At 38.9% G+C, this 22520-nt stretch carries 27 protein-coding genes and 1 pseudogene; 25 read left to right on the top strand and 3 right to left on the bottom strand.

The genetic code is table 11. The annotated features are described in order from the left end of the window. Positions 1–9 precede the first annotated feature (9 nt). The 8 genes from MPHASIOC01_RS02165 (at position 10) to MPHASIOC01_RS02200 (ending at position 4538) form a co-directional block, all read left to right on the top strand. Complete coding sequence (locus tag MPHASIOC01_RS02165; RefSeq protein WP_064597035.1) at positions 10–147, top strand: AcrZ family multidrug efflux pump-associated protein; 138 nt, start codon at positions 10–12, stop codon at positions 145–147. Positions 148–438: 291 nt separating this feature from the next. After that, positions 439–1215: a molybdate ABC transporter substrate-binding protein gene (gene modA / locus MPHASIOC01_RS02170; protein ID WP_353613844.1), complete on the top strand. Its 777-nt coding sequence runs from the start codon at positions 439–441 to the stop codon at positions 1213–1215. Beyond that, complete coding sequence (gene modB / locus MPHASIOC01_RS02175; protein WP_353613845.1) at positions 1212–1904, top strand: molybdate ABC transporter permease subunit; 693 nt, start codon at positions 1212–1214, stop codon at positions 1902–1904. Before modA ends, modB begins: the two co-directional genes overlap by 4 nt. Further along, complete coding sequence (modC, locus tag MPHASIOC01_RS02180) at positions 1904–2965, top strand: molybdenum ABC transporter ATP-binding protein ModC (protein WP_353613846.1); 1062 nt, start codon at positions 1904–1906, stop codon at positions 2963–2965. The genes modB and modC overlap by 1 nt, the downstream gene beginning before the upstream one ends. A gap of 242 nt (positions 2966–3207) precedes the next feature. Then, positions 3208–3492 (top strand): hypothetical protein, encoded by a 285-nt coding sequence (locus MPHASIOC01_RS02185; protein ID WP_353613847.1) that lies wholly within the window; start codon positions 3208–3210, stop codon positions 3490–3492. Between the two features lie 26 nt (positions 3493–3518). Further along, on the top strand, positions 3519–3839 hold the full coding sequence (locus MPHASIOC01_RS02190) for a hypothetical protein (RefSeq protein WP_353613848.1): 321 nt from the start codon (positions 3519–3521) through the stop codon (positions 3837–3839). Between the two features lie 26 nt (positions 3840–3865). Beyond that, entirely contained in the window at positions 3866–4087 is a 222-nt protein-coding gene (locus MPHASIOC01_RS02195; RefSeq protein WP_353613849.1) for a hypothetical protein, read from the top strand. Positions 4088–4211: 124 nt separating this feature from the next. Continuing rightward, complete coding sequence (locus MPHASIOC01_RS02200; RefSeq protein ID WP_064597051.1) at positions 4212–4538, top strand: hypothetical protein; 327 nt, start codon at positions 4212–4214, stop codon at positions 4536–4538. A 182-nt stretch (positions 4539–4720) separates the two neighbouring features. Here MPHASIOC01_RS02200 and MPHASIOC01_RS02205 read toward each other — a convergent pair. Continuing rightward, positions 4721–5350 (bottom strand): annotated as a pseudogene (locus MPHASIOC01_RS02205) (pyridoxal phosphatase); the annotation flags it as partial. Positions 5351–5369: 19 nt separating this feature from the next. Between MPHASIOC01_RS02205 and MPHASIOC01_RS02210 the strand changes: the two are divergent. The 7 genes from MPHASIOC01_RS02210 (at position 5370) to MPHASIOC01_RS02240 (ending at position 12154) form a co-directional block, all read left to right on the top strand. Next, on the top strand, positions 5370–7184 hold the full coding sequence (locus MPHASIOC01_RS02210; RefSeq protein WP_353613850.1) for a recombinase family protein: 1815 nt from the start codon (positions 5370–5372) through the stop codon (positions 7182–7184). Between the two features lie 553 nt (positions 7185–7737). Then, a complete protein-coding gene (locus MPHASIOC01_RS02215) occupies positions 7738–7887 on the top strand; it encodes a hypothetical protein (RefSeq protein WP_171877446.1) in 150 nt (49 codons plus the stop codon). A gap of 87 nt (positions 7888–7974) precedes the next feature. Continuing rightward, positions 7975–9927: a hypothetical protein gene (locus MPHASIOC01_RS02220; protein WP_186932365.1), complete on the top strand. Its 1953-nt coding sequence runs from the start codon at positions 7975–7977 to the stop codon at positions 9925–9927. Positions 9928–10134: 207 nt separating this feature from the next. Next, positions 10135–10515: a GIY-YIG nuclease family protein gene (locus MPHASIOC01_RS02225; RefSeq protein WP_097494981.1), complete on the top strand. Its 381-nt coding sequence runs from the start codon at positions 10135–10137 to the stop codon at positions 10513–10515. 89 nt (positions 10516–10604) lie between these two features. Then, complete coding sequence (locus MPHASIOC01_RS02230; protein ID WP_353613851.1) at positions 10605–10955, top strand: hypothetical protein; 351 nt, start codon at positions 10605–10607, stop codon at positions 10953–10955. Positions 10956–10998: 43 nt separating this feature from the next. Next, a complete protein-coding gene (locus tag MPHASIOC01_RS02235) occupies positions 10999–11277 on the top strand; it encodes a hypothetical protein (protein ID WP_222135321.1) in 279 nt (92 codons plus the stop codon). 268 nt (positions 11278–11545) lie between these two features. After that, positions 11546–12154: a hypothetical protein gene (locus MPHASIOC01_RS02240; protein ID WP_353613852.1), complete on the top strand. Its 609-nt coding sequence runs from the start codon at positions 11546–11548 to the stop codon at positions 12152–12154. A 41-nt stretch (positions 12155–12195) separates the two neighbouring features. Here MPHASIOC01_RS02240 and MPHASIOC01_RS02245 read toward each other — a convergent pair whose 3' ends face one another. Next, positions 12196–12822: a hypothetical protein gene (locus MPHASIOC01_RS02245; RefSeq protein ID WP_252069687.1), complete on the bottom strand. Its 627-nt coding sequence runs from the start codon at positions 12820–12822 to the stop codon at positions 12196–12198. 418 nt (positions 12823–13240) lie between these two features. Here MPHASIOC01_RS02245 and MPHASIOC01_RS02250 point away from each other — a divergent pair, with 418 nt between their 5' ends. After that, a complete protein-coding gene (locus tag MPHASIOC01_RS02250) occupies positions 13241–13606 on the top strand; it encodes a hypothetical protein (protein WP_252069688.1) in 366 nt (121 codons plus the stop codon). Between the two features lie 184 nt (positions 13607–13790). Here the strand turns inward: MPHASIOC01_RS02250 and MPHASIOC01_RS02255 are convergent, their stop codons facing one another. Then, entirely contained in the window at positions 13791–14105 is a 315-nt protein-coding gene (locus MPHASIOC01_RS02255) for a hypothetical protein (RefSeq protein WP_071884830.1), read from the bottom strand. A gap of 219 nt (positions 14106–14324) precedes the next feature. Between MPHASIOC01_RS02255 and MPHASIOC01_RS02260 the strand changes: the two genes are divergently transcribed. From MPHASIOC01_RS02260 to MPHASIOC01_RS02300, 9 genes are all read left to right on the top strand, one after another. Beyond that, positions 14325–14966, top strand: coding sequence for an EAL domain-containing protein (locus MPHASIOC01_RS02260; RefSeq protein WP_353613853.1), 642 nt, complete (start codon positions 14325–14327; stop codon positions 14964–14966). Between the two features lie 44 nt (positions 14967–15010). After that, positions 15011–15388: a hypothetical protein gene (locus MPHASIOC01_RS02265; RefSeq protein ID WP_353613854.1), complete on the top strand. Its 378-nt coding sequence runs from the start codon at positions 15011–15013 to the stop codon at positions 15386–15388. 123 nt (positions 15389–15511) lie between these two features. Next, positions 15512–16057 carry a hypothetical protein gene (locus MPHASIOC01_RS02270; RefSeq protein ID WP_063161249.1) on the top strand — a complete coding sequence of 182 codons (546 nt, stop codon included), beginning with the start codon at positions 15512–15514 and terminating at the stop codon, positions 16055–16057. Continuing rightward, a complete protein-coding gene (locus MPHASIOC01_RS02275; RefSeq protein WP_097494974.1) occupies positions 15963–17888 on the top strand; it encodes a terminase gpA endonuclease subunit in 1926 nt (641 codons plus the stop codon). The genes MPHASIOC01_RS02270 and MPHASIOC01_RS02275 overlap by 95 nt, the downstream gene beginning before the upstream one ends. A 9-nt stretch (positions 17889–17897) precedes the next feature. Beyond that, positions 17898–18383, top strand: coding sequence for a hypothetical protein (locus MPHASIOC01_RS02280; RefSeq protein ID WP_058681385.1), 486 nt, complete (start codon positions 17898–17900; stop codon positions 18381–18383). Continuing rightward, positions 18383–19903, top strand: coding sequence for a phage portal protein (locus tag MPHASIOC01_RS02285; protein WP_085178511.1), 1521 nt, complete (start codon positions 18383–18385; stop codon positions 19901–19903). The genes MPHASIOC01_RS02280 and MPHASIOC01_RS02285 overlap by 1 nt, the downstream gene beginning before the upstream one ends. After that, positions 19857–21770 (top strand): phage major capsid protein, encoded by a 1914-nt coding sequence (locus MPHASIOC01_RS02290; RefSeq protein ID WP_353613855.1) that lies wholly within the window; start codon positions 19857–19859, stop codon positions 21768–21770. The genes MPHASIOC01_RS02285 and MPHASIOC01_RS02290 overlap by 47 nt, the downstream gene beginning before the upstream one ends. Before the next feature lie 11 nt (positions 21771–21781). Beyond that, the gene (locus MPHASIOC01_RS02295) at positions 21782–22081 is read left to right on the top strand and encodes a hypothetical protein (protein WP_097494971.1); all 300 of its coding nucleotides are present in this window, start codon (positions 21782–21784) and stop codon (positions 22079–22081) included. Between the two features lies 1 nt (position 22082). Further along, positions 22083–22520 carry a hypothetical protein gene (locus MPHASIOC01_RS02300; protein WP_032659446.1) on the top strand — a complete coding sequence of 146 codons (438 nt, stop codon included), beginning with the start codon at positions 22083–22085 and terminating at the stop codon, positions 22518–22520.

Consider the following 22520-nt stretch of genomic DNA (forward strand, 5'->3'; position numbering starts at 1 on the left):
GAGACAACCATGTTAGAGTTATTGAAAAGTCTGGTTTTCGCCGTTTGCATGGTGCCTGTCATGATGGCGATTATTCTCGGGCTGATTTATGCGTTTGGTGAGTTATTCAACATCTTTTCAGGTATTGGCCGTAAAAAGACCTCCTGAGTCTCCACGCATAACGCCATTTATAACGCCCGGTTTGCCCGGGCGTTGCTGTTTCTGGCTGGCAGGGAAAAACTTATTTTCCCTGTTTGTAGTAGAAAACAGCAAATCACTAAATTTCAGCAGTCCCCAATAGCAGGTAACTGATAACGGTTTTTCTGTCCCGCGTTTATCATCCGGTTTAACCGGGATTTTTCGCTGTAAAGCCACCCGTTTTTTTGCCGATAAATGTTATGAGAATCACAGGTGTTACGTTATATTGCGAAATATACAACGAAAAACCTGGAGATAATCATGGCTAAGAAGTGGGTAAAACTGGCAGTGGGTGTCACTTTATCATTGGGAATGGCGGCACAGGCGGTGGCAGATAATGCCAAAATCACTGTTTTTGCGGCTGCCTCTTTAACCAATGCGCTGCAAGATATTGCAACCCAATATAAAAAAGAGAAGCAGGTTGATGTGGTCGCATCTTTTGCTTCATCCTCAACACTGGCCCGACAGATTGAGGCTGGTGCACCGGCTGATTTATTTATCTCTGCAGACCAAAAATGGATGAATTACGCAGTCGATAAAAACACTATTGATACCGCCAGCCGTAAAACGTTGTTGGGTAATAGTCTGGTGCTGGTTGCGCCAGCCGCTGCTTCTCAGGGCGCGGTAACAATTAACGATAAAACTGACTGGGTGGCATTATTGAAAGGTGGACGTCTGGCTGTGGGTGACCCGGCTCATGTTCCAGCAGGGATTTATGCAAAACAGGCACTGGAAAAATTGGGTGCCTGGGATACACTTTCCGCAAAACTGGCTCCCGCGCAGGATGTGCGCGGTGCGTTAGCACTGGTTGAACGCAATGAGTCACCTTTGGGGATAGTCTATGGCTCTGACGCAGTAGCCAGCAAAGGGGTAAAAGTGATTGGAACCTTCCCGGAGGATTCTCATCCGAAAGTTGAATACCCCCTTGCGATGGTAAAAGGGCATACTGATGCTCAGGTGAAAGCATTCTATGAATATCTGCAAGGCCCTGAGGCAGCAGCAGTATTCAAACAATATGGGTTTACGACGAAACAATGATATTGACTGATCCCGAATGGCAGGCGCTCTTACTCAGCCTGAAAGTTTCAACATTTGCTGTTTGTGTGAGTTTGCCATTTGGGATTGCGTTAGCATGGGTGCTGGTTCGTTGCTCTTTCCCCGGGAAATCTTTACTGGATGGCATTGTCCACCTTCCTCTTGTTCTGCCGCCTGTTGTTGTCGGTTACCTGTTGCTGGTGGTAATGGGGCGCAATGGCGTGGTTGGCCGTTTTCTTTATGAATGGTTTGGCCTGACATTTGCCTTTAGCTGGCGAGGTGCGGTAATGGCTGCGGCGGTGATGTCGTTTCCTTTAATGGTGCGGGCAATACGCCTGGGGCTTGAAGGGGTGGATCAGCGCCTGGAGCAGGCAGCCAGAACCCTTGGTGCCAGCCGCTGGCGCGTGTTCTGGACGATTACACTGCCACTGACCTTGCCGGGTATTATTGTCGGTACAGTTCTGGCGTTTGCCCGTTCACTGGGCGAGTTTGGTGCCACCATCACCTTTGTTTCCAATATTCCCGGTGAAACCCGCACTCTTCCTTCTGCAATGTACACCCTGATTCAGACACCTGGTGGTGAAGGTGCTGCTGCCCGGTTGTGCGTTATCGCCATTGTTCTGGCTTTATGTTCACTGATGATTTCTGAATGGCTGGCCAGGCTGAGCCGTCGGCGTATGGGGAGAGAGTAATGCTGGAACTGCAGTTTACCCAAACACTTGGCACGCATCGCCTGCATATTGACGAAACCTTGCCTGGCAAAGGGATTACCGCCATTTTTGGGGTGTCTGGCGCCGGGAAAACGTCGTTAATTAATGCAATAAGTGGCCTGACTCGCCCTCAGGAAGGGAAAATTGTGCTCAATGAACGGGTACTGAGTGACACCGAACAGGATGTCTTCCTTGCCCCGGAAAAACGGCGTATAGGCTATGTCTTTCAGGATGCGCGCCTGTTTCCCCATTACCGTGTTCGCGGCAATTTGAAATATGGCATGGCAAAAAAAATGGCACCACAGTTTGATAAACTGGTGCAATTACTGGGGATAGAACCATTACTCGATCGCCTGCCAGGCAGTCTTTCCGGTGGAGAAAAACAGCGGGTGGCGATTGGTCGCGCCTTGCTGACAGCACCGGAACTTCTGCTGCTGGATGAACCGCTCGCTTCACTGGATATTCCCCGCAAACGCGAAGTGCTGCCATATCTCCAGCGGCTGGCTCAAGAAATCAGCATCCCAATGCTGTATGTTACTCACTCGCTGGAAGAAATTCTGCACCTGGCGGAAAAAGTGCTGGTACTGGATCAGGGGCTGGTTAAAGCCTACGGTAATCTGGAAGACGTGTGGACCAGCCAGGTTATGCACCCGTGGCTGCCGGAAGAGCAGCAAAGTACGGTGTTTAAAGTGACTGTGCTAGAGCACCACCTGCACTACGCCATGACAGCTCTTGCGGTAGGCGACCAGCATTTATGGGTACACCGCCTGGAGTTACCTGAAGGGGCCGCTGTGAGGATTCGCATTGCGGCATCGGATGTGTCACTGGTGCTTATCCCGCCGCAAAGTAGCAGTATTCGTAACATTCTGCGTGCCAAAGTGGTTGAGTGCTATGACAACGAGAAGGGGCAGGTTGAAGTTCGCCTGGAAGTGGGCTCCCGCACACTCTGGTCACGTATCAGCCCGTGGGCGCGTGATGAACTGGCGATTAAGCCGGGCCTGTGGTTGTATGCACAGATAAAAAGCGTTTCTATTACCACGTAATTTTCGGTGGTTACGCAGCAGCATCTACAATACCAGCCAGCCAGAGAATACATTGCTTTTATTCGGGCATGTTGAAAGCCGTGCTGCCTGATGGGAACGGTACTGCTGGCGCTGATGCTACTGGTTAATGGTTGTATCGGTTATTTACCGGTAGCATAATCTCCCGTACCCGTTCAAACACAAGGAAAGGTAATGACCTGGCAGGGTGTTGATATTACTACTGGTGGCCCGGCATTAAGTATATGGCCGCCTGTGTTGTATTATATTATCTCGTTCATGGTTGGGGTTCTGCTATAATCGGTAAGCGTTTTGTGCATCGCTATGCCAATTTTACCGTGTTCATTTTTTATGCTTTCTTTGTTGCGTTTTTTTCTGGTATTCAATTATGTATATTCAGATTTGGCGGTGAGTTTACTAATACAGTATTTGGGGTTGATTTAGATACACTCAACTATGATTCCATATTTTATGGTTCTTTTGTATTTTTCTTGTCATACGGCATAGCTATACCGACAGAATTTAAATAATCACACCCAAGCACAAGGGATGTACTATGACCTGGAATGATATTGTAATCACAAATTCAATATGGCCTCCCGTGATTTTTTATATTGTGTCAATCGTTGTAGGTGTATTGTTATACGTAGGGAAGTACTATGTACATCGCCGTGCTAATATTACTGTATTCATTCTTTATGGGTTAGTTGTGGGTGTTGCCGCCTCGGTGCAAATGTGTTTATATAGGTTTGGTGAAGGCTTTGCAAAAGATATATTAAGGGTGAACTTAGATGTGTATGGATACGATTCAATATATAATGGCGCATTTATTTTTTTTCTAATATACATTTTTGCTATGCCAACAAAATTTAAATAATCATACCTAAGAACAAGGAAAGTACGATGACCTGGAATGAAATTGTAATCACAAATTCAATATGGCCCCCCATAATTTATTATATTGTGTCAGTCATTGTTGGCATTTTGCTATTCGTTGGTAAGTACTATGTGCATCGTCGTGCTAATTTTACTGTCTTTATGCTTTATGGCCTTGTTGTGATCTTTTGTGGTGGTTGCCAACTGGACTTTTCAGGTTTGGTGGTGATTTTTCCAGAGATATACTAAGAGTAAACTTTGATGTATATTCATATGATTCAATTTTCTATGGTTCATATCTGTTTGCTTTAGTGTATGCTCTTGCAACTCCAATTAGATTTAAGTAATCACACCCAAGCACAAGGAAAGTACAATGACCTGGAGTGATATTGCAATAAAAAATTCAATATGGCCTCCAGTAATATACTACATTGTTTCAATTGTCGTTGGTGTGCTGTTATTTGTTGGTAAGTACTATGTACATCGCCGTGCTAATTTAGCTGGCTTTCTACTTTATGCATTCTTTGTTATTACCATTACAACAGTACAATTTTGTTTGATGCGGTTTGGTGCGGATTTTGCGAAGGATATACTAAGAATAGATTTAGATGTATATGGATATGAGTCAATATTCAATGGTACATATATTTTTGCCATTATATATGGCCTTGCATTACCAACTAAGCTTAAATGCTCATAGTCTCCGGTATGTTGCAGGGAATTATTGCGGATTATGGCAACAGTCATGCTTAAAATCCGCTGTTGTAAATACCACTACTTTATTTCCACATGCTTTTCGGGTGTAGCCAGAAGCCCGGAATAAACTGGTTCTTAAACCGGGCTGTGGTTTTATCAACAAAAAAAGGTGTACCAACACGCTATTTACAACAAATTACGGGTAATAAAATCGGCAATACCTGTTTGTGTATTATCAGTGATAACCTGGCTTGCGTGCTGTTTAACTTCATCGGCAGCATTCCCCATCGCTACGCCCATACCGGCACTTTCCAGCATGCTGATATCGTTAAAGTTATCGCCGAACGCCACCACGTTTGCCATGCTTAAACCCTGAGACTCAACCCACTGCGCCAGGCGCTTTCCTTTACTGTTACCCGTCTGAGCAACATCAACCTGATCATGCCAGGACCACTCACAGGTCAGACCCAGTTCCTGTTCAACCAGTGCGGTAAATTGTTGCAGGCGTGGAATATTGTCATCTGTCAGAGCGAACTTCCATATGGACTCACACTGATCTACTTCCTGCTCTAAAGAGGCAACATGCAAAAATACCGGGCGCTGCACTTCCGGTAATGTACTGGCCCATTTCCGGGTACGCTCCACATGCCCAACATCATGCTGATACAGCATGGCGTCGTCGACATACATCAGCCCGTGCACCTGGTGTTTTGCCAGCAGCTTCACCACTGCATGAGCCTGCTGGTGTGAGAGCGGGTCGGATGAAAGTACTTTTTTTGCGTGATAATCATACAAGTGTGTTATGCTTATACAAACAAAAATTAGAAGGTCGCCCATGAAAAAAGTCTTTGTGTATCACCGTGTTAGCTCCGATCAGCAGCTCGACGGGTCAGGCATCGCACGCCAAGCAGAACTATTAGAAGGCTACTTAGAGCGAACTGGCATTTGTGCGGAAATGGACGATCCAGCCCCAGTAGTACTATCGGATCAAGGTGTCTCAGCCTTTAAGGGTTTAAACATCTCAGAGGGTGAGTTAGGGGCATGGATGGAACAAGTACGTAATGGTATGTGGGATAGTTCTATTTTGGTAGTGGAATCTATAGACCGCTTTAGTCGTCAGAACCCGTTTGATGTGATGGGTTACATCAATGCTCTGATGGCACATAACGTAGCTATTCATGATGTAATGGCTAACATAGTTATCAGCCGTAGTAATTCTAAAGATCTACCTTTTGTAATGATGAATGCTCAACGGGCATATGATGAATCTAAGTATAAAAGTGATCGTATTCGTAAAGGCTGGGCGAAGAAACGCGAACAAGCATTTAACAAAGGTACTATTGTAACTAATAAACGTCCTCAATGGATCGAAGTAGAAAACGATAAGTATGTAGTTAATGAGAAAGCGGCAGTAGTTAAAGAGATTTTTGCTCTTTATCAAACTGGCATGGGATGTCCAACTATTGCCAAACAACTTCAAAGGAAAGAAGGTGAGCAATATAAATTTAATCGTCCGTGGACTGGTGAACTTGTCCATAAGATTCTTACTAATCGCCGTGTAACAGGTAAGATTTTCATTTCAGAAATCATCCGTAACCATGATGATATTGAAAATCCAGTAACTCAGAAAAAGTACGATATGGATGTGTACCCTGTAGTGATTAATGAAGAAGAATTTGAATTAGTACAGGAATTGCTAAAGTCTCGTCGTCCTAATGCTGGACGTGTTACCGTGAAGAAAGATGGACAGGAAGAAGTACTGATTAAAAGTAATTTGTTTAGTGGTATCGCTCGTTGTACTGAATGCGGCGGGCCAATGTATCATAATGTGGTTCGTGCTAAACGTACACCAAAGAAAGGTGATCCCAAAATTGAGGAATACAGATACATCCGTTGCCTCAATGAACGTGATGGACTTTGTGAAAACAAAGCTATGACCTATGAAACGGTAGAACGATTTGTAGTAGAACATTTGTTAGGGATGGATCTTAGTACTGTAATGAAGGAACAGGAATTTAATCCTGAAATAGAAGTGTTGCGTATCCAGATTGATCAAGTTAAAGATCAAATCACTAACTATGAAAATGGTATTGAACGCCGTAAAAGTGCTGGTAAACCTATATCTTTTGATATGCGTGAAGAACTCGATGATGCTAAATCAGAGTTAGAGAGATTGTTAGCACGACAGGCTTCATTAGCTACAGTACAAGTAGATGTGCCAGTATTACAGGATGTTAATGTTACTGAATTGTATGATGTGAATAACGTAGATATACGCACACGTTATGAGAGTGAACTAAACAAGATTGTTTCTAATATTCGTCTAAAGCGTAATGGTACATCTTACACTATTGATATTAACTACAAGCAGAATGAGCTAAAAAGACATGTGCTTTTTGTTGAGAATAAGAAGAAAGAACAAACGTTAATCAGTGAGGTGATCATTGAATATGTAGATGGTGCTAAGTTCTATTATACTCCTTCATTCATGATCATGCTTAAAGATAGTGATATCCGTTTTCAGCAGACTAATGAAGATCTTTCAATCATTGATTACTCGTTATTGCTGAACTATATAGATGCTGTAGATCGGAATGATGCCGTAGGTGTTTGGATGCGTGATCAATTCAAGTTTCTGACTTCTAACTAATATCCACATTTGATGGTGTTTTTCTCCTGTATCTAGTAAATACTACAAATAGTCAGATACAGGAGGAAACATAAAATGACTAACTTTCTAATTGAATTGTTCGCAACACTAATCTACATGTTTGTACTATTCCCAATGTTCTTAATACTCAATCTCTTCTTTATGATTCTTGTAGTACTTCTACTACCAGTGAAGATCCCAATGGTTAAAATGAAAATTGAGAGATTTTTGGAACGCCGCTGATTTCCAGGGTATAATATAGGGTGTCAAGGCGAAACTTGGGACAAACCAAATTAATGTGATATAATATAGCTATAGACATTCAAGTGGGATTATTCAACATCCCGTGAAATAATTAATAAATAACATGTAGCTGATCAAGTCGAAACGATCACCTATTGCGAAGTATACCTTTGTACGGGTTAAGGTACTAGATAGTTGTATACATATAAATTCCTCATTAAAAACTCCTGTAATTAAAGAATCCCCATTCGTGGGGATCTTTTATGGTTTTAATTTTGATGAATTTGTTAAACATATAAAAGGAAAAAACATGAAAGAAAAGAAATCGGTAAGCGTTGGTGTACGCCTCAATGAAACACAAGCGGCACACATTCAAAAACTAGTGGATGATGGTAAAGCTAAATCTATTAGCAGTGCTATTCAGTACTTGATCAATATGTCAATGATTACGGGGGAATAAGATAACTAGTATAAAGGTTGTCTACTAACCTTACGATAAGTAGACGCGATTACAGGAAGTAACGCGAATAACAATAAGGAAATTCATATGAGCTATACAAAACAACTTACTTTGGAATCTGGGGAATACATCAGTGATTATATAAAAGATTTTGATTTCAATGGCGGTATCATTGGTCTAAATTCTTCAGTAGGTACTGGTAAAACTACTGGTTTTATCAATATGCCAAATGTTGATATCACAGTACCATTCATCGCAATCAAACAAAGTGAGATTGATAAAGGTGCTGGAAATATCGATACATGGCAAGCACGAGTAATCAAGGTAAACAGTACATTTGATAAGTCATACTTTAGTACACGTACCCTAGTGGTTGATGAAGCACACGGTTTATACATGGATTATAACTATAAGGCTCAAGCAATAAGGGATCTAATTAGTATATTCAAATACTATCATTCCGTGATCCTAATGTCCGGAACGTTTGAGCCTGAATACATATCAAGTATCAATTTAGACCGCTTCTATAACGTCTACAAGCCACAGCTAGCAATGAAGGTACTAGATACCTATATCTATGATAGAAACGGTCTAGCGGCGTTTGAAGAGTTTATACACGCACGTAAAGACAACGGACGCAAGAAACTAGTTCTAATCAATGATAAAGCAGTATGTAATCAACTTTCAGAACGCTATGGTGATGATGCTCTAGTAGTCAATGCTGATGAAAAAGCAAATGATGATGTACTTGAACTTTATCGTACTCGTAAGATGGGTAATCAATGGTCTGTAATCTTTGGTACTAACTCAATCCGTGAAGGTCTTAGTATTGAAGATGTTCAAGATGAAGTAGATGTATTCATTTATGGACATACTGATCCAGATGTTATTGAACAGTTTTCAAACCGTTTCCGTAATGTAGGGTATGTGAAGCATGTTCATTACTTCATCCCAAACACAGAAGTACGTGAATTGGCTGATTTTGATATCAATGGATATACTGCTAGTGCTCAAAGATTCGCAGATGTAATCAATACTTTCTATATGTCTGAAGATAACACAGAACAGTATAGAGAATATTTGCGTAGTGCCTACCATGAAGAAGTAAAAGGTAGTCATTTGAAATATGATAAAGAATCAGATTCATTCATTGTAAACTTGATTTCTATTGATGCTGAATACTATTCACATAGAGAGAAGCAAGCTGTACTAGATCCTGTACTATTTGCTGAACGTATGATGAGTTATGATTTCAATGTCAATCCACGTATGTTGGTATCAGGTGATTCTGGAGTTGCTGAAGTACTCAAAGAGGGGAAACGAGCAATGAAGGAACAACAACAAGAGGAACGTAATAAACGTATTGCTTCGATTATAGAAAGTTTCCGTACTGGTAAGTTTGAGTATGCTGGTGATGAAGAATATGATTATGTAGTTGAAAGTATCAATACCCTACTAAAGAAAGGATTGAAGCGTGAACAAATAGAACTTGTAGTAAATGGAATGGTTGAAGATAAAGAATTCATTAGAAAACGTGTTTGGCCTGATTTCAACTATGTAGATCATCATACGAACATTAGAAACCAAATGCTACGTTACATCGCTACAGATTGTCCTGATGATACTTTGAATGTACTCGATATGGCGATACTTTCAGGGATAGCTATCAAAACTACTCTAACTGAATTCTTTCAAGGTGATGAAACCGAAATGAGAAAGAATAAAGAATGGAGAAAAGTTTTAGAATGGCGTGGTGGTCAACTAGTAGCTAAAGATGGCTGTGAAGCACGTATAATCAATCGTTATATTACTCTTGGAAAAAGGAAAGAACAACGAATCAGTAAAGACACAAACGCAGTATTCAAGGCGTACTTAGATTGGAAAGGTACGGATCGCTATCAGGTCTATCCAGTGAAGTATACAAACCTAACTGGATTTGAGATTGAACAGCCAGCACCTAGCGAATCATTCAATGCCAGCACTGACAAGACGGCAAACGCGATCCGCGAACGCCTCCTAAGCCTACGTATGGCGGCCTGATGGGCTTTGTACGCAGAAAAAACAATAATTATTCTATATAATAGTGATCTTTTTCTGCGTACATTTTTCTTCCCTTCATGTACTTCTAAAGCAAAACGACATAGGACAAGCAAACTAACTAACAAACCAAAGGCAATAAAAAAGGCAGTCCGAAGACCGCCCAATGTTTTGACGAACTATTTATTGCCTCTTCAATGAGGATATACCATGAATGAACAATTCATATATATGACACTAGCCCGTAATATTCACACTGGCCTTTATCTAATCAAACTTGGATTCACTACTAATCCAGAAAGAAGACTAAGTGAACTAAGAAACCGTAATTCACATTTTGAGTACTCAGAAATGATGTTATTCAAACACAAGAAAAAACTAATCCACTATGAAATGGATGAAAAGCTAATTCATGCTAAAAATAGGTATTACTGTACTAACATAAGTAAAAGTTCACTACCAGAAGGCAACAGTGAACACTATGAGTCAGTAATAACTAATGAACTATATGAACAACTAGTAGATATGGGTTACAAGTTGATCAACGAACCAGAACCAGTAAAAGAAACAGCTATGTTTGAGTGGGCGTGATAGTAACAAAAGAACCAGGAAAACAGGACATAAGAGGCATTCTGATATGAAGCGTAAATACAGTTATAACCAACTACTAAGGAATAGTTATGGAAAACACAAATATACGCACATGGAAAATCCTTGATGAAAACCAAGATACTAATAGATTAGTTGAAATCACATTCTTTGATGAAGAAGCCAACATTAGAAAGATAGCACTGTTTACTGAAACAGGGATTCTATTTGAATGGACTCCAGACATGTACAGAATCAAAGCTATCGATGATTCATACGATATAACCAATCAAAAGGTATTTGGATTACGCATAATGGGCGATGCTCCAGAAGGGCGTATTAATGATGCTAAAACATGCTACAGATTCAGTGAACAAATCGAACTCACTAACTTAGATGATGATGATCGACTTGATTATCATCTTCTATTTGGACGCTATTAATCACTATATGTCATAAATATCTTAAACACTTGAGGATATTCCTATGACATTTAGAACTGAATTCACACATTACGAAGATGATACTATCTACTTTCTTTATGTTACTAACAACATAAGGATTGAAACTGATGGTACTTCAAACCTTGAGATACAACGCCGCTCAACATTCCGCACTGAACCTTTAGATACTAACAGGTACTTAACTATAGAAGATGATGAAGCGGCTATGTTCCAGGAAAGACTTATAAACCCAGACTTAGAGGACATTATAAAAGCCGTAAAACTCTTTAAGTATTATATGGATGTACTGTACGAATCATAGACAACAACACTAAAAACATAAGGCTGTACTATGCCCTAGATGGGGTAGAGTGCTACTTACAACTAAGATCTGACTACTCAAGCGTAACCCTTGGCACAGGTGAAGTACTTACCTTATCCTTTGTATCTATCAGTACGCAAACACTGAATCTAATCATAAGACATACACACGACATTTAATTTTGTAACTTAAACTAAATTTTATTGACAGTGCTTTTGTTATCCGGGAATCTTTTTAGTACTAACAAAACGAACAGGAAGACTACTTGATGAGCACAGAAACTAACAGCAATGGTATTGTTTATGATTTAACAAACACCTCATTCAAATCTCTTATTGAACGTGTCTCAGCACTTAACTTTAAGTTTGAAGACAGCAAAAAAGATATCTTAGAAAAACTCTTCAAAAAAGAGTCAGAGAAAGAAGCAGAAGAATTCATTAATCAATTGCTTCGTATGGCAACTAATCTTACTAACATCGCAAATGCCTATAAGAAAGAAATAGACACTAAAAAAAGTGCTGATATTGCTGCTTCTATTGATCAACTTGATGCTGATACCCGCCAAGTTTTGATTAATCAACTAGTAGAAAAAGGTTTTATCCCAAAACCTGAAGTAGTAGAAATTGAAAGGACGGGAAGAGCTAAAGATAATAGACAAAAATCAAGTCGTACAATGACCACAACAATAATTGTTATTGGTGGTACTGAGTATGAAGTAAAAACTGACGCAAAAACATTCATTGGAAGATCATTCATAGGAATGGATGAAAACGAAGTGAAGTCAGTTTTTAAAGCAAATGGTATTTCTGAGGATAGTATTAATATTAAGGGTAAAACAGATAAACCTAAATTCATCGCTAAATATGAAAAAAATTGATTGTTGATATAAATTGTTAGCCACCTAAAAGGTGGCCTTTTTTATTGTGGGAAAGTAAATGTTTTTCTGATTTCTATTTTTAAATTTGAGTGATCTAATAAAATTTGACTTTTCAACTCTTCTAATTTTGATATTAATAGGTCAGGGTAAGTATCACCAGTGGTTTTTCTAAAAATCAAAATACCGAAAGCCTGGTTATAATATCCTGAAAGTCTACCAAATGAGTTACCTACCTCTTGAGGAAATGTTATGTTCCATCTACTTAAAGTAGTTAACTTATTGTCTAAATCGAAAGCAGTGTAAATATTTTTTGTGATTTGAGCGATAAGACTATCAAACTTTTCATCAGCAGATTTCATAGTAAGAATATCGAAATGAATACGTTGGATATTGAGCACTTGCTGATCATACTCAGCCATAAGTGTTGTTACAATACCAAATCCAGCATCGTTTTGTTTTTGATTAATCCATTTAGGTGCTTCTCTATATGCTCGATAAGCAATATAAGTAGTTAGTACTGAAGAAACGGTGCTGAACCAATCACTAACAGATCCCCACTCAAAACCTTCTACATCCAAAAAAAGAACCTTGATAAAGACTAAACTAGCAACAAGAAACAAAAAAATATTGATTCCTAATAAGACTGAATTAGTTTTCTTTAAATCCATTATGTGTAAACTCTTCGATTAAATCACTAAATATACTTTACCATTGTATCAACAACAAGTACACTTTCAGACTCACGCCCCCCTCACTATGGGTTGGTTTGTTTAAAGTGTGGGTGGGGGTGTGAATTTAACAAACAAATCTCTAGTACTCATTAGCAGACTTCTTTTTTTGAATGTAAGCAGAGTAATTATTGATTATGCTAATAATACTTATGATGACATATAGAGAGCAAAAAGACAGTAATGGGTAGGTCTGCGTTAAAAATATTCGCGATTAACCACATGTCGAGATGATACTTGGTGAGGTTATCTCAGATTGTCAAATGCCTCAAGTATTGAAAAATTTAATTGACAAATAAAGTTATAAATGGAATATATTGAACTGTAATATCTCGATTCTGAAAATATAGGATATATCATGGATCTTAGAGTTTTAAATGTTGAAGGGCATGGGGAATTAGACAAAGAACATATTGTACTCGTAGCCGATTCTCAAGCCAACCTTTGGGATTATATACTTTCAGATTCTACTTATCATGGGGATGGAAGTACATCAAATAAACATAGGCATGTTTTTGATTTTGATGAGTTACCTGCGATAACACTTGATAAAGATGATTTAGTTCTTCTTTTCACAAAAAATGGTAAATTTGGTACTCATACCTTACCGAGTGGTGCTAAGGCGTATTTCATTTATTGGGGATTAAATGAAACCGTTTGGAATAAGGATGGCGACGAGGCTATTCTGATTGAAGTTTCTCAAAGAAGCAAAAAGAACGTATGAGTGACTAATTTAATCACATGTTTTATTTGGCAGACCTTAAATCTGGTCTGCCATGAATTATCAAGAGTACTTAACGTAATTAATTTTTATTTAACTAATTTCAAATCTACATCAAATAGCCGTATGTTTTTCTAGTGCTGCTACAACTAAATAGGGGGTTGTTGTGGGCATGTGTGGAGTGAGTCTAAAACGGTAATTCTTCTTGCCCACAAAACCAATCATCAGCATGTTGTTCAATCACACGGTGTTCAGCATGTAGATAACTCAAAGCATCCAGAACCCTGTTAAATGGCGTTTCGCTAATCAGTACAAAACAATCCCTTTCAACCGTTCCCAGCCAGAACAACCCTCCTACAGAACCTTCAAATATCACCCGATCGCCAAACTTGAATTGCTCAAGAACACTTCCCCGATAACAGACCGTGAACCAAACCCCAGCGTGTGAGAACTGATGAACACCTCTACGTATGGATGGATCGTAACCGTTCTTATTGCCCATTCCTTAACCCTCCAAACAAAACCAAGAATACTGTAATTATATACAGTACCAAATAAAACACCATAAAATATATAAAAACGATCATTTTCAATGAGTTAAGTAATCTTCTTTAGTATGGTTAGTCTTTTATTGATATCTAAAAACGATCAATAATTGATCATTAACCAATTTTAGAGATAAGCAGGGATGATCAATACTACCTTCATAGCAGAACCAATCATGACAACATCAGGCCAGCTCATAGGCTGTGAACTGTTAACCCGCTTCCATCGTGAAGATATGCCAGTGCTGAACAGTAAGTACTTCATCATGGCTATGACGGTTGAAGGGAAGAAGGAACTACTGAAACAACAATTAGAGGCCGTAGAAGTTTATGCGGCCTGGTTCAGAGATAACCGGCTTTTCTGTACCGTTAACGTTGATACCGTACAAGCACGGCTATGTGTCTTTGACAGGGATATTATTCAGTTATTGGATAAGCTGGAATTTGTGAGGCTGGAGATCTCAGAAGATTTTGAAGGTCTTGAAAAGGGTATTGAACATCCGATACTCAGAACATTGTTAAACGTTGGCTATCGCTTGTTCCTTGATGATCTTGGTTCCGGTCAGGCTAACGTAGCGGCGTTAACTACTGGATGCTATGAGGCGGTAAAACTTGATAGAGCGTTCTACCGTCAGGAAGTACAGAAACCAACATTCAACGTACTGATGAAGAACATCATGAAGTACTGCCCTTATGTGATCGTAGAGGGAGTAGAGCAACGCCAAGAGCTACCAATATTACGCGATGCTGGAGTAACAGCGGTTCAGGGCTATCTATACCGTTCAGTACCATTCAATAAAGTTCACACACTTCTATAACACCATAGTAAATACCCTATAGACAACAACTATGGGGTATACCTATGAACATCACATTACACTTCCCTAAAGGCTCTACAAGCATCATAAACGGTACTTATACAGGTTATGAGTATTCCCGTACCGATAAGCTAATCAACGCTCATATCACGTTTGATGAATCATACAAGCTATTCATCAACCATCACAGTTTAGTACTCAGCTATAAATACATTACGGTGAATCACCAGCACAGCTACACAATCGGTAGATGGGTTTATGACTGGAATACAATAGACAATTACAAAGGCTCAGAGCGTGTACACCTCGACTATCTACAGTGCTTGACTCAGGAACTAATACAAGATGAATCATTGAACGGTAGACCTATAGATAACTATCGAATTGCTCTATTGATAAATGAATTCAGAGAAGAAAAATAACTGAATAAATGAGAATTTATATCAAATAGGTTCTCCCTGAACTTTCTAAACACCGCGTAGTTTCGCCGCACCCTTTTTAAAAAATATATAAGGTTTTGGACCTAATTCATTCAATGAGATTTTATGACATACCTACAAATAGCAAATATATACGGTTATGATCCGGCAACTGTTAGCCGTGATTGGAAAGCCAGAGGCTTAGATATAAGCCAAACAGACGAAGAAATATATCAATGGGTACAGGACAACGTACTAACACCATTGAGAGGACAAACAGATCTAAAAGAAGAAACCCAACGTGAACAATTACGTTTAGCAAAAGCTAAAGCTGACATTGAAGAAATGAATGCGGATCAACTAAGACGTAATTTAATTGAGGTTGATTATGTAACTGAATCACTATCAAGCTACTTACTTCAACTAAAGAACATGTTGCGTAGTATTCCTAACACAACATACGTAGAACTATTCAGTAGTGAAGATGCTAACCAATTGAGGGAAACACTCAAAGATAAAATAGATGAAGTACTACGTGATATTGGAAATTACGAGTACGAGGAAGAAATAGAAGAATATGAAAATGGAATTTCAGAATCAGAAGAAATTATTGAAGATATTGAATCAGGCAGTGAAGAACATCCTACCGCCTCAGAAGATAAAACCGAGTGATTGGGTAGAGAAGAACTTAAAGTTTTGTGATGGTGAGTTACAAGGTTCACCAATGCGTTTATACGAATTCCAGAAAGAACCACTTAACGCAATTATTGAACCTGGAGTACGTAAGGTTGTGCTAATGAGTTCAGCACAGCTTTTAAAAACGACCATAGTCACTGGTGCTTCTTTGTTCTTCCTTCAAACAGATCCATCAAATATGGTTATTGCTGGTACAACAGCAAACACAGTTAAGAAGTACAAGAATGGTAAGTACGATCCAACAATTCAACTAACACCATCACTTGCTAAATTAATCACAAGTAAATCAGATAAAACAAAAACAAATGATGCCACAACCCAGGAAACAACAGTTGGTACATTCAATTACTTTGTTTCTCTTAACTCACCATCTACGCTACGTGGCCTAACTGCTAAACGTGTCTTTTGTGACGAGATCTCAGGCGTTGAGACAGACGGTGATGAAGGGAACCCCATAGCCCTTGTATCACAGCGTTGTGAATCGTTCCGCGATTCCTTAATCATGATGTGCTCTACGCCGTTAGTACCGGATGATCCCATATGCCAGGAATTTGCTATGAGCGATCAGCGTTACTTTCATGTGCCTTGCCCTAAGTGCGGTGATGAACAACGCCTGATATGGGAAAACGTTAAATTCAAATGGAAGGTTATCGACGGTGGCCGCCGTTCTATCCCTGATGCCGATACAGCCTATCTTGAATGCCCGCACTGTAAACACCAGTACAGCGAAGCAGAACGAGTAAGAGCGGTATCACAAGGACGATGGATCGCAACACATCCAGAGATTAAGGATGTAAGGGGCTACCACATATCACGTTTGTACTCTCCGGTTTCGTCGATCCGCAAGCTGGTACAGGACTTTGCCGAAGCATTTAAGAACTTTGACCATATGCGATTCGTCAATAACGCATTGGGTGAACCGTACATTGATAAAGAAAACGTTGAGCATGATTTAGCACTACTGGAACAGCTACGTGATTTTGATATTGATATTAATAACATTCCTAATGATTGTGTTGGTGTGGGATATGCCATAGACCAACAATTAGATCGCCTTGAATGTACGTTAGTTGGTATATCAGAAAAGAATTATTATGTACTCGATCATCGTAGCTTTTTTGCAGTGGATTGTAATAAATATGATTCACCAGCTTATACTGAACTACAAAGTTTCATAAATAATACTAAGTTAAAAACCAAGAATGGCACGCCACTACGAGTACTTCAAGTATGGGTAGATAGTTCTAACGGTGCGGCAACCAACACCATTTACCGTTTCTGTAATAAAAAAGGGAATGAGATATACAAACCTATCAAGGGTGATGGACGTACAACCATTCCACTATATAAAGAAAGTACATCTGGTGGTTATAAGTTCATGCTATTGAACGTTAACGAAGGTAAGAACCGTATCCGTAAGTTACTAAACGCAGCAATGAACGAAGAAGAACATGAAGGTAAGAAAATCCACTTTAGTTATAGTTTACCTGATGATGCGTTTCTTCAATATACCAGTGAAAAACGTGTAATGAAAGGTGGTCAATTAGTATGGGTGAAACGCAGCGGTTCTAAAGATGATAGAAACGAAATGTTGGACACATTGAATTACTGCCTAATTAGTTTTGAATACATGCTAAACAAACTTGGTACAGACGCATACAAGAAACTTAGAAAATATAATACTAACGTGGCAAAAGCTAAATACAGTGAAGAAACACAAATCAGTGAATCACCATCAGAACATGTTCCAGTACGTAAACAGCGTAAAAGGCGTATGGGTAGTGGTAGAAACTGGTTTAATGAATAAGGAATAAACATGGCAACACGCAGCGTTGATTTCACCTCAGATATTATCAAAGGTGAAAGCATTGTGTTTAGTTTTGCCGCAGATTCTACAGTAGATATTGTTGGTGTGGATGGTGTAAAGCAATCATACAGCTATCCATACACAACAATAGATACTTCAACATGGAAACCAGGTGCATATACAGCAATTATTAATGATACAACATTTGCTGTACGTACTTTCCAGATAGTAGATCCAACTGCGACAGCTAATAAATACAATCAATACCTATCAATTATTGATGAAATAAATATTGTCATAGAATCCAAAGTACAAGGCGGTGGTGTTATCTCACAGAGCATCAACAATAAAAGCCTAACAACTGAATCTATGGACTCATTACTAAGACTACGTACCCACTATATGAAACTTGCTAATCAAGAATTAGCACGTATGAAAGGGCTTTCCTCTGGTAATCCAATTAAATCTATAACTACTTTTAACAGGGGTAAATAATGTTCTGGAAAAGGAAAAAAATTGATGAACCTGTACAAGTACCACAACAACCAAAACAATTTGAACGTAAGCAGCTAACCGATAACGCACTAAAACGTGAACTAAAAGAAATCCGTACTAACTCACAATCACCGATTATCAGTTTTGGATTCTCAGCAGGTAATACGGCAGGTAATATTAATAGTATTATCAATATGACGTTGCCAACATTAGTAGCTAAATCACGTGAACTAAGTCTAAACAACGGTATAGCAAGAAAGTACTTTCAAGTGAACTCTGATGGCGTAACAGGGGCATCCGGCTTATATATTCGTCCTGATGTAAATCTTCATGATGATAATGAAGAAAACTTAGCTATCAATGAAGAACTTGAACACTTGTTCTATAAGTACGCAGATAATCCAGAAGCATTTAGTATGAATGGCAAGATGGATTTAGCAGCATTCCAGCGTTTAGTAGAACGTACACGTAGTATTGACGGTGAAGCGTTTATTATTGTTCATGATGTTAACGGTACTGTTAAGTTTGAACTCATTGATTCTATGCGAGTACCTGTAATTGGTAATCGTATTTTTGATGATGGTACTTATGTATCTAACGGCATCCATTTTGATCAATTTGGAAAGGCTATTGAGTACTATGTAACTAAGGTTAATCCAACTTCATATACATATGAGATTGGTAACTATGACATTATCCCAGCATCAAGAATGCTTCACCTGATGATTGAAGATTATCCAAATCAACAGCGTGGTATTCCAGATATTGTAGCTGGTACTACATTACTAAAAGACCTTGAAGCATTCATTAAAGCAGCAATCATATCTAAAAAACTTTCTGCCTCAGCAATGGCATTCATTACTAACTCAGCAAGTAATGATGAAGATGTTGATTTTATGAAAGGATATGAACCTGATTACTATGAAAATGACAGCCTACAAAGTGGTGCTTTAGTCGAACTTCAACCAGGGCAGAACGTAACGAGTGTGAACCCAAATGGGGCAACAGATGGTATTACCGAATTCGTTAATGCTCAGATGCAACAGATCGCTATGTCACTTGGTATTACTGAACAATCGCTAAGTGGTAGTACTGCTAATGCGTCATTCTCAGCAGCGAAGCTAACAGATCGCCTACAACGTCAAACATTCAAAACACGTACAAATGCCTTAACCACATTCGTACTAAAACCAATTTATTCACGTTGGCTAAAAGCTGAAATGTTACGTAATAAGGGCTTGAACCTTAATTTTAGTGATTTCGATAAATTAGTAAACGCTAAATACGTTAGTGAATTCGTTGAATCACTTGATCCTCTTAAAGATGTACAAACACAGGTATTAATGATCGATAACAAGATCAAAAGCCGTTCTATGGTCGTTTCTGAATTTGGCTATGACCCATATCAAGTACTGAAAGAAATTGAACTGGAGGAAGCACAAACAATAAATACTACAAAGGAAGTTATTCAGGATGAAGAAACCACTAACGAGGGAACTAAACCTACAGAAGATAAATAAAGCTATTGATGTAGAGAATCGAACTATTGAAATTGCCTTTGCCAGTGAAACACCTGTTAAACGTGATTTTGGTGATGGGCTTGGTGTACTAAACGAAATTCTTAAATGTACTCCAGATGCCGTAAATCTTTCTCGCCTACTTAATGGTGCTCCATTACTAATAGAACATGATTTCACTCGACAAGTGGGAGTTGTATTAGATGCGAGAGTAGACAGTGATCATGTATGCCGTGCGACGGTAAAACTATCTTCAATTCAAGCAGCAGAAACTATTTTTACAATGATTCAGGAAGGTATCCGTACAAAGATTTCAGTAGGGTACAACATTGAATCATACCATATCGAAGGTGAAAACCTAATTGTAGATCTTTGGTCGCCATATGAAGTAAGTAGCGTATCTGTACCCGCAGATGATTTTGTTGGTGTTTCACGTTCACTAAATACAAATGAAATTCAACTTAGTGAAGGTGAACAAATGGAACTTGAAAACCAACAAGAAGAACTACGAGTTAATGACGTAGAAGAAACAGAAGTTGAAGTACAAGAAAGTACTGAAACAGAAGAAGTAGAAGTATTAGAAACTCCAGAAGAAGTACAAGAACCTGTAGAAGAAACAGAAGTATTAGAAACCGAAGAAGTAGTACAAGAACCTATTGATGAAGCTGAAACGGAAGAAGTACAGGCAAGTACTGATGCTGTTGAAGTAGAAGCACAGGAACGTGCCGCACTAAATAAAGGTGAATCTGACGAATATCGAATTCGTGAGTTAACCGCTATTGCTGAACTCTACAACGTAGATAGTTCGGAAGCAATTAAATCAGGTGTATCAGTTGAACAGTTTAAACAGGAAGTTCAAACCAGATCCCTAAATAAAGAAACAAATCTAATTAACAAGGATGTTAATCTTATGAAAAAAAATGTAATTGGTGAACTAATCCGTAGTATCAACGAAGATAACTTTGATTCTGTAAAAGTTGAACTTGAAAAAGGTCAACGCGGTTTCAAAATGGATTTTTCACGTGCTCTTGGTGCTAATACCGATACTCAAACAGCAGCAGGTACAGTTAAAACTGTTTATGCGGATTCTTATCTAACCGCTCTATTGGCTCAATCCATTCTTGGTAGCCTAAATCCAACTATCTATAGTGGCCTTGCTTATCGTGGTGTACTTTCTATTCCTCGTCTAACTGGTCTAACTCCAGCGGCTCCAGGTAACTTTAAGTTCTACGAAGAAGGTGATGCGGTAACAGAATCTATCTCTAACTTTGATTCAATCAAGCTATCTCCAAAAATGTTCGCGGGTTCAGTACCAGTAACTAAGCAACTAATGCTAAGTTCTGATACCGCAGCTACTTTTGTTCAAGATGCCCTAATCCGCTATGCGGCTAATGGTCTTGAAGCTCAGATCTTCTCTACCCTACAGGCAGCTATTCCAGAAGTGGAAACCGCAGCAGTAGGTACTATGACTGTAGCAGACGTACAAGAAGCTATTAAAGCACTTGGTGTTGCTAACGTTGATGTACGTTCTTGTGTCGCAGTAATGCACCCAAGTACATTGGCTAAACTACGTCAAACCGCAGTAATGGGTAACACCGCAGCCGTATCTATGGTTGAAGGTCATCGTTTTGATATGTGGCTAAACGATGAAGTACGTGTAATTGAATCTACCTTTGTTGAAGCTGATTCTGTAATCATCGGTGATTTCCGTAACCTAATCATTGCTAACTGGTCAGACGGTCAAGAAATTGATGTAGACACTACTACTCACCGTGCCGCACAAATTACTGTATTCCGTTCATTCCAGTACTTAGCAACTGCTATTGCTCATGATGAAGCGTTTGTAAATCTAAAAATTAAATCCGCTTAATGGTGAAATAAATGAGAGCATTTTTTAGTAACTCACAATTAGAGTCACTACTTAATGCTTTTGGTGAAAAGCTCGTCATTGTTCAAGATGGTGTATCAATAACGATTACCGCAATTTTTGAACAAGACGAGCTTTTTTTCGATGATAGTCAAACTACCGTAACATATTTTAGTGCCAAGTCAGGAATCAAACTAAATAGTACCTTCACAATTGATAACACCGAATACCTAGTAAATAGAATAGATGATGATACAAGCGGTATCTCTAACTATCACTATATTCGCAAGATCGATTTAGAAGAGGAAATATAATATGTTCACGGCAGACTATACAATAAGAAAGTATTTGATTAATAAATTAGCAGTGATTGTTAATTTACAATATCCATCAAAAGCATCAGTAGATAATACTACAATGGTTTACATTGGTGATTCTTCTGTACAACGTACACAGATAGCTAAAGCAAATCAAATTGTAAACAATCAAATCGTACCTTCAACTATTAGAAATTTATGTGAATTTCGAGTTGAGTTTGTAGCTGTCGGACAATCATTTAAAAGTGCTTCAGATGAAATAGAAAAGATTCTTGAAGCACTTTATACATCTGGTTTCTTTGATGAACTAAACCAGCAACTTCCAATGCCATTATTCAATATCCGTATTGAAGATAGCCTAATGACTACTCAAGCCGAAGCAACGGAAACCGCTTATGTACACACGCAAACTCTATCTTTTAGCTATGGGGAATAA

It is taken from the genome of Mangrovibacter phragmitis (assembly GCF_040429585.1).
In the GTDB taxonomy this organism is placed as follows: domain Bacteria; phylum Pseudomonadota; class Gammaproteobacteria; order Enterobacterales; family Enterobacteriaceae; genus Mangrovibacter; species Mangrovibacter phragmitis.